At 60.1% G+C, this 12,588-nt stretch carries 8 protein-coding genes and 1 other annotated feature; of the genes, 4 read left to right on the top strand and 4 right to left on the bottom strand.

What is annotated here, in order from left to right; translation table 11 throughout:
* Positions 1 to 94: 94 nt before the first annotated feature.
* Positions 95 to 457 (bottom strand): MmcQ/YjbR family DNA-binding protein, encoded by a 363-nt coding sequence (locus ABC729_RS06275; protein ID WP_495606779.1) that lies wholly within the window; start codon positions 455 to 457, stop codon positions 95 to 97.
* A 179-nt stretch (positions 458 to 636) separates the two neighbouring features.
* Between ABC729_RS06275 and ssb the strand changes: the two genes are divergently transcribed.
* From ssb to ABC729_RS06255, 4 genes are all read left to right on the top strand, one after another.
* Positions 637 to 1,242, top strand: coding sequence for a single-stranded DNA-binding protein (gene ssb / locus ABC729_RS06270; RefSeq protein ID WP_495606778.1), 606 nt, complete (start codon positions 637 to 639; stop codon positions 1,240 to 1,242).
* A gap of 132 nt (positions 1,243 to 1,374) precedes the next feature.
* The gene (locus tag ABC729_RS06265) at positions 1,375 to 2,661 is read left to right on the top strand and encodes a tyrosine-type recombinase/integrase (RefSeq protein WP_495606777.1); all 1,287 of its coding nucleotides are present in this window, start codon (positions 1,375 to 1,377) and stop codon (positions 2,659 to 2,661) included.
* Positions 2,636 to 4,156: a site-specific integrase gene (locus ABC729_RS06260; protein ID WP_495606776.1), complete on the top strand. Its 1,521-nt coding sequence runs from the start codon at positions 2,636 to 2,638 to the stop codon at positions 4,154 to 4,156. The genes ABC729_RS06265 and ABC729_RS06260 overlap by 26 nt, the downstream gene beginning before the upstream one ends.
* On the top strand, positions 4,153 to 5,442 hold the full coding sequence (locus ABC729_RS06255) for a hypothetical protein (protein WP_495606775.1): 1,290 nt from the start codon (positions 4,153 to 4,155) through the stop codon (positions 5,440 to 5,442). The genes ABC729_RS06260 and ABC729_RS06255 overlap by 4 nt, the downstream gene beginning before the upstream one ends.
* Before the next feature lie 36 nt (positions 5,443 to 5,478).
* On the opposite strand, the gene ABC729_RS06250 is transcribed toward ABC729_RS06255, so the two are convergent.
* From ABC729_RS06250 to ABC729_RS06240, 3 genes are all read right to left on the bottom strand, one after another.
* Positions 5,479 to 6,707 (bottom strand): IS3 family transposase gene (locus tag ABC729_RS06250; RefSeq protein WP_495606774.1). Its coding sequence is split into 2 segments (ribosomal slippage): positions 5,479 to 6,419 and positions 6,419 to 6,707, totalling 1,230 coding nucleotides; the frame shifts between segments, so codons are not numbered across the junction.
* Positions 6,310 to 6,426 (bottom strand) — a sequence feature (AL1L pseudoknot). Its footprint overlaps the gene before it by 117 nt.
* Positions 6,708 to 6,829: 122 nt before the next feature.
* Entirely contained in the window at positions 6,830 to 10,666 is a 3,837-nt protein-coding gene (locus ABC729_RS06245) for an SIR2 family protein (RefSeq protein WP_495606773.1), read from the bottom strand.
* Between the two features lie 306 nt (positions 10,667 to 10,972).
* Positions 10,973 to 12,214: a hypothetical protein gene (locus tag ABC729_RS06240; protein WP_495606772.1), complete on the bottom strand. Its 1,242-nt coding sequence runs from the start codon at positions 12,212 to 12,214 to the stop codon at positions 10,973 to 10,975.
* Positions 12,215 to 12,588 lie beyond the last annotated feature (374 nt).

Below are 12,588 nucleotides of genomic sequence, written 5' to 3'. Positions count from 1 at the left end.
TCGGCTTTCTGTCCCGTGGGGCGGGCGGATGCTGCGGTGCGGTTAAGGATAGGCGATGCGGTCAGTTTGAAAAGGCCACGCGAACGCGGCCCCGTCATGTGGGCAATTGGGCTGATAACCGTTTGGGGGCGACGGCGCGGTAGCTTTCCAGCGTCCAGCGGCGCAACCGTTCGACATCGATCTCGTCACCCGGCTGAAACTTGAACGTGACCCAGCCAGCCTTGCCCAGCCCGTAACCCGTGGGTGCGGCACCCGGCATGTCCAGCGCGAAGTCGCGGGAGTGGGGGAGTTTCAGGCTGACCCGGAACAGGCCCTCGTAATGGTTCACGAAGATGAATATCTTGCCGCGCACCTTGATTACCCGCTCCCCCCAGGGGAAATCCTCCGCCGCCTCGGGCAGTGTCAGGGCATGATCCTTCAAGGCCTGCTCGGCATCGGCAAAGGGTTGGTCGCTCATGGTCGTGTCCGGGTGGTCATAGGACGCACTGACAATGCCCTGTCCATTAGCGGAATGCAATGTTCTTGTATTGTTCCCATTAAAAATGTAGAAAGCAGCAGGGGGCAGCGTGTAGGCTGCGAGCCATTCGGCGGCGGGCGACTTCCGCCGACGATCCCTTTTTGCGAAAGAGCGACAGCATGGCGGGCAGCGTCAACAAGGTCATCCTTATCGGTAACCTGGGCAAGGAACCGGAAGTCCGGTCATTGCAGAATGGCGGCAAGGTCTGCACGCTGCGCATCGCCACGTCGGAGACCTGGAAGGATCGCGGCACGGGCGAGCGTCAGGAGCGCACGCAGTGGCACAGCGTTGTGATCTTCAATGAAAATCTGGTCGGCGTGGCTGAGCGTTTCCTGAAGAAGGGAAGCAAGGTTTATATCGAAGGCCAGCTGGAAACCCGCAAGTGGCAGGATCAGCAGGGCCAGGAGCGCTATACGACAGAGGTCGTGCTGCGTCAGTTCCGTGGCGAGCTGACCCTGCTGGATGGCCGTGAAGGCGGCGGCATGGGGGCCGGCGGCGGCGGCAGTTATGATGACCGTGGCGGCGATTATGGCGGCGGTGGTGGCGGCAGCTATGGCGGCGGTAGCAGCGGTAGTGGTTACGGCGGTGGGGGCGGCGGCTCCTATGGCGGTGGCGGCGGCGATTACGGCGGTGGTGCCAGCCGGGGCGGCGGTTCGCGCGGCGGCTCCGGTGGCGGCAGCCGCCCCAGCCCGGCGGCCGACCTGGACGACGAAATCCCGTTCTGAAATTGACCTAGAAATCTTGTGTAAAGTTCGCGCTCGGAGGACTGCGTAGTAACTGAGAAGCTATGTTGCACCCCCCTCTCGGTTGGCCCAATATCACGTGTCTGAGATTGGTACCGGGAGGGTTTGTAAAGAATGCCCGGATTTCGTATCCAAGTGATCATGATGGAGCGGGGAGAGCGCCTCCCCCTCCTGATTGGCGAAGACGGTGTGCCCCTCTTCCGGCCAACCATCTGGCTTCTCACGATGCGCAGGCCCGCGCATCCCGCCAGCAATACCCTGCTAGCTAATTGCTATGCCCTGAAATTCCTCTACCTGTGGAGTGACCGGTGCGGCATCCGACTAGAAGATCGGATGCTCTCTGGCGATTATCTCAAGAGCCACGAACTCACCGGCTTGGCGGGTGCGGCATCCCAATACATGGACGAACTCAGCGGCGAGTTGGCGAAGCCAGTGACGGCAGCCGAGCCTGCCTCCCTTGAGAGGGTTCGTATGGTGGTGCCGAAGGGCGCCCGAAGCGTCGCCAAGGACACTGCTGCAAACCGGCTCAGAACCATCTCGCAGTATCTTCATTGGCTAGGACAGGAGGGCTGCTCAAACCTTGATATAGCGGAGGCCGAGCGCCGAAGGGGATGGCTCAAGGAGATGTTGGCCATCCTGGGGGCTAAGATTCCTCCCGCGAAAAGGCGGAACGTTGTTGGCGACCGGGAGGCCCCGCCGATTGAGGTGATCGACCGGCTGCTTACTGTCCTTGAGCCATCCTCCGCAGAGAATCCCTGGAGCGATCTCGGACTACAACTGCGAAACCGGCTCCTAATCCACCTCTTGTACGCTCTTGGTATCCGCCGGGGGGAGGCTCTAGGTATTAAGATCGGCGATCATGTGCATTGGCAGGCGAACAAGATTCTTATCGCTCGCAACGCGGATGACCATACCGATCCTCGAAGACGCCAACCGGTTGCCAAAACCCGAGATCGATTCTTGCCTGTGAAGAATAGCTTGATGCAGATGATGCACGAGTATGTCACTCATGTGCGCTTCAAGATTCCGGGAACAAGGGCTCATCAGTTCCTCTTCGTGTCGCATCAAACGGGACGCCCTTTAAGCGACGCCAGCCTTAACAAGGTGTTCAGATCCCTTCGTGAACGGGTGACGGACTTGCCGAAAGACCTAACACCTCACATCCTCCGGCATGCCTGGAATGATGCCTTCAGCCGCCTGATCGATACGAATGGAGGCAGAATCGATCCAGCGCGTGAGGCTCAAATGCGCTCCGAAATGATGGGGTGGTCGCCAACATCTGGAACTGCGGCCACTTACAATCGTCGGAAGATCCGGGAGGACGCAGAAAAGGTCTCTCTTGATCATCAGCGGAGACTTGTTGCAGGGGGGGTGAATGAGCGACCCGCGCAGATACGCTGAACTTGATTTATTTCCTCAAACGGCTGTTAGCCGAGATGGTGTTGAGTTATCTATTTCTACAGATACTTGGAAAATTGTCGGCCCATCGCGCATTCATTATTATTCATTTAAGCGACTTAAAAATTTGGTATCGATAGAAATTTATAATTCGGTGCGGTGGCTGACACTTCATTACATCGAAAAGTATTCGCTTGGGCAAGCATCGAGTTTACTTGATCGCCTAAAGGCCCTGCTCCGGTTCGCATCTGTTAACGGTCCTTTAGAGGTTCTCAGCGCCTCACACATCCTATCATACGGAGCTACGTTGGGTGCGAGAACCGAGTGGTATCTAGGGGCGCTGCGACCACTGTTCAGAACTTGGCATGCACTCAAGTTGCCTGGCCTTGACCCGGAAGTCGTCTCGGTCATGCGCGAAACGCGTTTTAAGGGGGCCAGAAAGGGCGATGCGGTAAGAAGCTTTGACCCACGTAAGGGACAATTCACTGACCTGGAGTTGCAGGCGATCATCAGCGCCGTCAACGATGGGTTTGCTTTGGGAAAAGTCGCGACCGAAGACTACATTCTTGTTTGGCTCTTTCTTGCCCTAGGTGCTCGCCCCATCCAGTTGGCCACCCTCAAGGTGGGTGACTTTTCTGTCGTCCAGGCCTCGGGTGGGGCGACGACTTACATCTTACGGCTGCCGCGAGCCAAGCAGCGCCACCAAGCGCCACGGACCGAGTTCCGGAATCGGAAGCTTGTTCCTGAAATCGGCACCATTGTCGCTGAATACTGCCGGTCCATGCTTCATCGGTGGTCCGATCTCGGTCTGGACGCAGCGGGATTGCCGTTCTTCGTCAATGAGCTGAACCAAGATACTGTGCCGAGCCTAAGGTATCACTGCATGAGCGATAATCTCCGGGAGAGACTCAAGGAGGTCTTTGCCGCACTGCATGTGGTGAGTGAGCGGACGGGCGAAGCACTGGAGGTCATATCCCGTCGCTTTCGCTACACCGTTGGAACCCGTGCGGCCATGGAAGGCGCATCCGAACTGGTCATCGCTGAGTTGCTGGATCACAGCGATACCCAGAACGTGGGTGTCTACGTCGAGGCTGTTCCATGCATCGTCGAGCGTATCGATAAAGCGATTGCGATGCATGTGGCCCCTTTAGCGCAGGCGTTTACCGGGCTTCTAATCGAACGTGAGGAGGATGCTGTCCGTGCAGGTGACCCTAGGGCGAGGATCGCGGCACCGAGCGATCTCCTGCATCCGGTAGGCAGTTGCGGCAGCTTCGGTTTCTGCGGCGCCATGGCGCCAGTTGCCTGCTACACGTGCAGAAACTTCCAACCGTGGCTTGATGGTCCACATGAGCAGGTTCTGGAGCAACTGATTGCGGACCGAGACCGAATCATGGAACATACCGGAGACGCCACCATCGCCGCAGTCAACGACCGTGTTATCCTGGCGTGCGCTGAAGTCGTTCGCCTCTGTGCGAGCAGAAAGGCGCCCCGGCTATGACAAGCGTGGTCCACTTCGTCCCGAAATGTCAGGTGAGCGCCCAGAATAATCTTGATGCGTTCATCCATATTACACGACCGCTTCTATCCAGATATCCGGCCGCGACGTGCTGGGACAAGACTCCTTGGGATCTTGAGCGAGTGGTGGAGTGGAGCGGGCGAGGCAGAAGTCGGCTTGCTGTATCCTTCACAAGTTTCGATGCCGTCGCAAACGGGGAAACGGGTGAGATGTCCAAACCCTTCCTTGACTTCGCGAAGGCGTACTTTCTGTATCAGCAGTCTATGCGTCCTTCACAGGTGATACACCATAGATTGAGCGCGCTGAGGGCGCTTGAGAAGGCACTGGTTGAAGCTCATGGTGACTCAAGCCCGTACCGGACGACAGCGGCCATCTGCAATCGCGCCGCGTTCTTGGTGACTGAGCAGTTTTCTGATGGCGCAGCATACAGGATAGGCAGGGAGATCACCGCCCTTGCCCGGTTCATCTCGGACAAAGGACTAGCTACGCCGTTCCAGTGGATCGCCCCTATAAACCGTCCCCAGGACAGGAACCGGGTTGGCAAGGAGGCCGACGAGGCGCGGGCCGGGAAACTGCCTTCCAGCGCCGCCCTCGACGCCCTTCCGCGGTGTTTCGTCATGGCGAACGAGCCTAGCGCCATCGTCGTGTCGTCAGTCGCGGCACTGCTCTGCACGGCCCCTGATCGAATTGGCGAACTCTTCTCCTTGCCCGTCGACTGTGAGGTTGAGGACGTACACAGGGGCAACCCCATCTACGGTTTGCGCTGGTGGCCAGAAAAGGGCGCGGATCCGATGGTCAAGTGGATTGCGCCGACGATGGTGGAGGTTGCAAGGGCTGCGGTCCAGAAGCTACGGCACGTAACACAGCCTGCCCGCGAGATTGCGGCCTGGTACGAGCAGAACCCTGGCCAAATTTACCTGCCCCGGGAACTCAGGCATCTACGGCAGCAGGAGTATTTGTTCTTAGAAGATGTGGCCCGTGTTCTCGGGCTGTCACGTGTGGCCGCCGCTCGGCAGTGGGTCGACGGTAACAATGTGCCACTGTATGACAGGCCAGCCGGGGGGCGCTCCATCGTCCGCTTCGTGGAATTCGAGCGTGCTGTCCTGGCACGGCTGCCGGCAGGGTTTCCCATCATCGATCAACGGACGGGGCTTAAGTTTTCTGAGGCACTGTTGGTCATGAGGACCAACGAACTGCATGCCCAGCGAGGCACCCTTGTTTGTCTTGTCGAACCGATCAGCACGAACAAGGTGAATGAAGGGCTGTGAACCGCTCCGAGTTTGCCGGAGGCTTGAATTTAATAGTTATGCGGCCATGGCTTTAGTTTCCAGCGCTGCGTAGAAGTTGGCTTCGGCTTCCGCAGGCGGGATGTTTCCGATTGGCTCGAGCAGGCGTCGGTTGTTGAACCAGTCGACCCATTCCAGGGTGGCATATTCCACGGCCTCGACGCCACGCCAGGGACCGCGACGGTGGATGACCTCTGCCTTGAACAGCCCGTTGATCGTCTCCGCCAGTGCATTGTCGTAACTGTCTCCGACGCTGCCGACCGAAGGCTCGATACCGGCTTCCGCCAGCCGCTCGGTGTAGCGGATGGACAGATATTGAGACCCGCGGTCGCTATGGTGAACCAGGCCCATGGCCTTGGCGGGGCGGCGGTCATGGACGGCCTGTTCCAAAGCGTCGAGCACGAACCCTGCCTGCGCAGAGGTGCTGACGCGCCAGCCCACGATCTTGCGGGCATAGGCGTCGATGACGAAAGCCACATAGACGAACCCTTTCCAAGTGGCGACATAAGTGAAATCCGACACCCACAGCCTGTTCGGCGCAGGTGCCCGGAACTGCCGGTTCACCTTGTCCAGCGGGCACGGTGCTTTCTTGTCGGGTATCGTCGTCCTGTGCGGCTTGCCACGGATGATGCCCTGGATACCCATGCCCTTCATCAGCCGGGCGACCGTGCAGCGGGCCACATCGAACCCCTCGCGCCCCAGTTGCCGCCAGATCTTCCGCACGCCATAGACCCGCCAGTTCTCCTCGAACACGCGGCGGATCTCCGGTCGCAACGCCGCATCCCGGCGCGCCCGGTCCGACAGCCGTTCCGGATCGGACCGCCCGGCCAGATGATTGTAGTATGTAGATGGGGCGATCGGCAGAACCCTGCAGATCGGCTCGACCCCGTGCGCATCGCGATGCGCATCGATGAACGACACCATCATTTCGACCGGCGGTCGAGCTCCGCCATCGCAAAATACGCCGACGCCTTGCGCAGGATTTCGTTCGCCTGGCGCAACTCACGGTTCTCCCGCTCAAGCGCCTTCATCCGCTCGGCCATCTCCGTCGGGATGCCGGCACGCCGGCCGCTGTCCACCTCGGCCTTCTTGACCCAATCGTTCAGGGTGGGGGCTGAACAGCCGATCTTGGCCGCAATCGACAGGATGGCCTGCCAACGTGAGCCATGCTGGCCCTCATTGTCCAGAACCAGCCGCACCGCGCGTTCGCGCACCTCAGGGGAAAACTTGTTCGTCGTCTTGCTCATGATGGCTCCATCCTACTCAAGAGTTGGAGCCTCCGGCAAACCCGGAGCGGTTCACTGCTGAATTCAAGCATCCAGGAAATTTGGTGCGGTTCAGTTACTTGGATCCGGTCAGCCTATGGGGATCATGATCCAAGGGCCACGGAGAACTTGGCGTACCTGGGATCGGCTTCAAGGTTTGGGTCCGACTGCCGGATCCGGTCCAGGATGCTCTGAAGGTTCGTCCTGACAAACGCGACGTGCCGGTGGTCCACCAAACGTTCCAATATTTCGAGCGACTCCGATGGGTGTTTCCGCGGATGGTCGGATTGCGCTAGGTCCACCAGCACTTGGTTCGGGCTCGGCTGGGGCACCATAAACGGACCGAGCATCTGGATGGCATCCGGCAGCGCGTCATCCGTCGATATGGCGAGCCTGCCAAAGTTGATCGCAGTATCCCGCGTCACAAGCGCCCTGAGGCGCGGCCATGCGCGGTGGAGCCAAGGGCGCACCCTTTCCGACCAGAAGCGGTCAGGTCCTGGGTCGAGCCTGAAGGCGGGATCGTAGGACTGCAAGTACAGCCATTCCGACGCCATGGCCCGGTCCTTATCGCTCATCGTCCCGATCGCCCTGCGTGCCTCCGAAGTCGGCACTTGGTCCGGGGGGAGCCATGTGCCGACGACCATAAGCAACTGGGCGAGAGGCCAGGTCGCATCGGGTCCCAACGATGCCAGCCTCGCCTCCTGGAAAGTGGCGAAGAAGCTGGTGCGGATCAGCATCCACAGGTTGGGGCTGATGTGCGGGCGGGTGGCGTAGCCAGTCCAAAGTGCCCGCGCCTCGGCTTCATCCCTCCAGTCCATGCGCATGAGGAGCGCCGAAGCCGTCCAGGCGGGGTCGACGGCATGGAGGAAATGCAGCCTCGTGGCAAGCGTCCGGCGGGCGTCCCGGAGCATGGCGGGCTCCGGCGCCAAGAGGAGGTCGAGCCATCCCTTCGCGGCGGCGGGGATGTTGCCACCCGTAACCATTCCGATCGCGTTCAGCGTGTCCAGCATGCCGTCAGCGAGCAGCATCACGTCGGTGTACGCCCTATTCTCCTGGGGCCTGTCCGCTTCCGGGGGCTCGTTCCGTGCCTGCTCCACCAGCGAATTGAACAAATCGGTCCAAAGGCCGGCAAAGCGCTCGATGCCCAACTTTGCGGCTGATGCCCACCTGTCCCCGGCGAAGTAATGGCAAATGGGTTGGATGAGGCCCCCCTTCGCCGGCGGGGGAACCGCGTCAATGAGGTCGACGAGGACATCCGGCGTTATGCGGCCGGGGTCTTCGGACAGGCCAAGGATGGCGAAGCGCCAGGTCGCGGTGTCGGCCGCCTCCCGGACCGCGGGAACGTTCCGCAGGACCGAGAGCGCCTTGTCCGGGACCTGGGCCGCCATGGAACGCCACACGGCCAGCCGGTCGTCGAAGTCGCCTTCGGCAGCTGCCAGGTACGAGGCCAGTTCGCCGTCGGCCATCGCCTCCATCTCCGCCGAACCCAGGCCGTTGGAATCGATGCCGTCGCGGGAGGAAAGGTAGCTGCTGAACCTTGCGCGGTGCGGGTCGCTCGGTTCCCAGACAGGGTACGCGGCCCGCAGACGCCTGAGTTCGACAGAGGCTGCCTCGGGCAGCGCTGCGGAACCCGGGGCAGACAGTAAGGAAAGCCGCTCGTAGACCTCTCGGTCGCGGACCCTGATGATCTTTTCCCTGGTACGGCCCGCTTCAGGATATTCGGCAACGTCGGGCGGGCCGGCGGCGATGAGTGTCGCGAGCCTGTCCCGCCCTACCTCGTCGAGGCGCCCCATGAGCGCGACCATGAGGTCCACAGCCTCCTTCTTCATGTATGGGTGCCAAAAGCAATGGCCGGCTACGCCGTCGGCAAGCGCGTCCAGCGCCTCTTTAGCAGGGTATTCGTCGTCACAGGCCATCGCCGCGAGCGCTAGGCGCCTGAACGTCCTGTGAGGGTATCGGAGCCAGTCCGAAACCACCCTGCGGCCGGCAGCTCGATCCGCCCCGTTCAGGAAGGCCCATCCCTGCCAGAGCGCCGTGATTAGGAACGTCCACGAGCCCGGCCCGTCTGACCGGTGTCGGTTCTGTTCGTCGGGCAGGATGGACGGGCGCTCGAGGTCCCCCGGGTCTTTGTCTTCCTGGTTAGAGCCGAGCATCGCCCATAGGTCCAGGGCCTCCTTGAGGCGAAGGGCAAGCTCGTCGACCATGGTCGACATGAATTCTCCATGGTCGCCCTCGTGCCAGCGCTGCCCACCGATCTCCTCACCCCGTTCGAGCACTACCTTGGCTCGAACCAGGTCACTGAGGTGCCGGTCCCTAGGCGGGGCCTCCACGCCTCTTGCCAGGAGCAGGTCGACCCATGGGTTGCCGCCGGGCGGCATCTCCGCGAACCAGAGCCTCGGCCGGGCCGCAGACAGGAAATTGGCTCGCCGGAGGTCTTGGTCGCCTTCGAAATCGGGGCCGTGGAACGTCGGGTCGCGGAAGTCGCGGTCGAGGGTGCCCACGAGGTCGGACGTGGCGAGGGTCCAGAACCTGAGGTAGGTGGCGGGAGCGGGGACAGCCGTGTCCGTTGCTTGTCTTCCTCTGACACGCGCCAGGATAAGGTCGCGCAGGTCGGGGTGCAGCCGCCGATGACGGCTCAACTGCCGCGCGGCCCAGCCGACCGCCTCGGGCTTGTCAAGATGCAGCACCAGCCAGTTGGCGAGTTGTCGTTCTTGGAGCGACAGGTCGTGCGTCTCGTCCCATGGTCCAAGGGTCAGTCTGCGGATGAGCATCGCCGGCCTTGGTCGCAACCGGTGGATACCAGCTGCCTCGGCCTCCGTGATATAGGCCGCATGCCTCTCGATCGCCTCCTGGTCGCGTCGGTCGAACTCCTCCAGCCATTCGACGGGCGGGGGCGGGGCGGCCAGCGCGAAGGCCCTAGCTCCGTCTCCGTCGGCGCTGGCCACCGCCCAGCAGACGTTGTCGACGTCCTCGGGGTCCCCGCCCTTTGGTCCGATCCCGGCAGGGTGGCGGATCATCTTCGCCTTCGAGGAAAGCCAGTCATTCCTTGCCTCGGCCCATCGGATAACCGTGTCCCGTAGGAGCTTGTGGTCGTTTCTATTCCTGCTCCTGTAGAAGATCGGCTCCAGGCCCCGGTCCGTCCATTCCCGGACTTCCTCGTCGGAGGGCCGACCTGAACGGTGGGCTCGGAATATGTAGGAGGTCCGGCGGGTAAGCGGCCGATCCGCGTTGACGTTCTCCGCAGCGAACGCGTCCGTGAGGTATGTCATCACGGGATCGTCGAGGCTGTACCCTATGAAGACGACGCTGTAATCGTCGAACAGCCGCTGGACGAAGCGGGCCGCCCACCCCTCGGTCAGATAGGCTGTACCGAAGTCGGCGCTGGTCAGGACGAGGTGGTGATTGTCATCTTCCTTATGATTTACGAGGCCGTGGAGAAAAACTACGCTTTTCCAACTTTGGTTGCCGTCGGCGCGGGGGACGGGAAGTGCGGGAGCCTCGTGCCAAGCTGGCGAGGCCTCCATATCCTTTGCTGCCTCATGGAAATAGCGGTCAAAGTTCGTCGTCACCAAGCGGTGTTCCGGGTGACCCTTGAGCTTTGCCAGCCCTAAAAGGGCTTTGTGCAGCTCTAGGTCTTTGGGCTGCCATAGGAGCCGCCGTGCAACTGCGGCCCGCATCGCGCCGGCGGGGCTGTCTACCTCGAGCTTGCGGAGCATCCGGTCCAATGGAATCGACGGCTTGCGTTTCCTTGACACTGGATCGCGGGCGTCGGGTCTGGGTTGTCCGAGTTCCTCATACGCGAAGTCCACCAACCCGCTGAAGCTAGGCTGCCCTGCGCCCATGGAGATGCCAGCGCCGCAGAAGAGGACAACCTTGTCCTCCTCCAATGTCCGAATGAGATCGTCAGGGATCAATGGGCCGTGGGGAACGAAGCGCGGCATGGATTTAGATCAGCGATTGGTGGGATGTTAGATATAATCCAACTTGGCTATATCGCTAAAGTAGTCTGACAACAGACTGCTTAATTTAAAAGTGCTTCAATGGCGGGCTATGGCACGTTTCACAAACACCGCTGTGGGCTGACAGGAGTCGTGTCTTTAGTTTCCAGTTCGCGTTCGCCGCAATGCACCCCATAATCGTTACCCAAGACGGGCAGTCGTGTTCCTGAAAGCAGCTATATCCACTCGTTTGGAATTACCGCCAACTGGCGACGAGCTTAAAGAGAAGCCTTACCGCAGACACTACGTTTACGCGATGCCATAAATCCGTTCGGCATACCCTCGAACTTCCGCTGTCGCCCGGGCTTCGAGCTCGCGCAGATAGGCAAGAAATTCCTCCTTATTTGCGTAACTATAGATGCAGGCGCGATAGTGAAGTTCGCGGCGCAATTCACCTTCGCCAAGCAGTAGCGCGCACTCGCGATCGACGAACATTGCATCTACATAAGGCGCGTAGGCGGCGATAGCCCGGAAGTCGGTCATCAACCCGCGTGTAAATTTGCGCTGCCCCATTGTTACTCGTCTGCCGAATGCCGCGAATAAATAGGCGAAGATGCGATTGAACGGCATCTCGTGTAGGCGCGGCCAATCCCAGAATGTGCCGACACGCCACGTCGCCACATCTTCAGACGCGTCCTGGCGCAGAAAATCGTGCAACATACGAAATTCCCTCCAGACCGGTGCCAGCGCAGCATTAAGCATGTCCATACCGTCACCGTCCGTGCCGGCATTTGCCATACGCCGAATGACGCTTCGGAGCGCAATGCGCCGATGCTGGCCAAACTGCGATTCCCGACGAAGCAGTTCACGAAACGGTGGTTTCTCTTCGGTCCAGGCCGCGACTAGCTCGCTCAATGCGGCGAATCCCTCGTCGCGCGTGCGGCGGATGCCATCTGCGAATTGCGAATAATCTGTGTTTACGCTGACACGCATGTCCGGCAACCAGCCATTGCGTGATCCGTGCAGGATCACGTCGGGAGTAAACGTAAGCAAGGGTTCGCCGCCATCGCGGAACGCTCGGGCGAACGCGAGCACCTGATCCATTTCAATTTCATCACTGTTATGCAACGAGGCGTCACCCCCGATATCCTCATATGCATCGCGCAAACCGCGAGGATCATGAAAGACGATCGTCTCGTTGGAGTGAAGGTCCGAGTGCGGCAAAATCGCCTGCTGCAGTAGAACGACGCGGCGCAGGAGTGGGATCAACTCCTCGTAAAAATCCCGATGACCGGGCGGAGCTTGACCGCCGGCTTTGATCTTGAAGATGTTGCTGAACACGAATTGGTCGAGATATATACACGCTTTTTCGACTTCGGGCAGCACTTCACCGTGGCTATAGCGGCATTTGGTACAGCGCAGCGTTATCAAATTACGCTCAACACCAAGTAAGCCAAACGTCTGCTCAAGGCAACGCGGGCATTGCTCGAACGGTCCTCGCTCCCAGGTGAAATATTCTGTCATTAGATGAGTATAAATCAGATCAGACACAGATAGAACTTCATATGCAAGGGAAATTGAAGCAATCCGCCGTGCCATGTTTGATACGAGCAGCCATTCTGGGCACGAATGTGAGTGAAAGGATGGTCGGGCGTTCATCGATCATGACGATCATCACATGCTTGTGGATTTCGATCCGGGAGCGGGCAAGCCTTGTCGTTTCGGGTTGATTGAGTAGCTGTCTCTGCAATACCGGTAATCCCGTGCTGACCTTCTGCTCGGAGACGCCCACTGCCAGCCGGTTTGAGTTAAGTCAGGGACAACGGATTGGAGGTCGGCCAGTAAGGCGAACCGCACTCCCACCATCCCGTGCGACAATCAACGCCAACATGATTGACGACCCTCGACAGCGCACTTGAAACCAG

Source organism: Niveispirillum sp. CC-CTL257, assembly GCF_059489915.1.
Note: the sequence above shows the minus strand (reverse complement) of the source record. Positions and strands in the feature narration are given on the sequence as shown.

Excerpts from the sequence above, each read along its gene's own strand:
- ABC729_RS06275 (WP_495606779.1), bottom strand. The coding sequence starts at position 457 with ATGAGCGACCAACCCTTTGCCGATGCCGAGCAGGCCTTGAAGGATCAT.
- ssb (WP_495606778.1), top strand. The coding sequence starts at position 637 with ATGGCGGGCAGCGTCAACAAGGTCATCCTTATCGGTAACCTGGGCAAG.
- ABC729_RS06265 (WP_495606777.1), top strand. The coding sequence starts at position 1,375 with ATGCCCGGATTTCGTATCCAAGTGATCATGATGGAGCGGGGAGAGCGC.
- ABC729_RS06260 (WP_495606776.1), top strand. The coding sequence starts at position 2,636 with ATGAGCGACCCGCGCAGATACGCTGAACTTGATTTATTTCCTCAAACG.
- ABC729_RS06255 (WP_495606775.1), top strand. The coding sequence starts at position 4,153 with ATGACAAGCGTGGTCCACTTCGTCCCGAAATGTCAGGTGAGCGCCCAG.
- ABC729_RS06245 (WP_495606773.1), bottom strand. The coding sequence starts at position 10,666 with ATGCCGCGCTTCGTTCCCCACGGCCCATTGATCCCTGACGATCTCATT.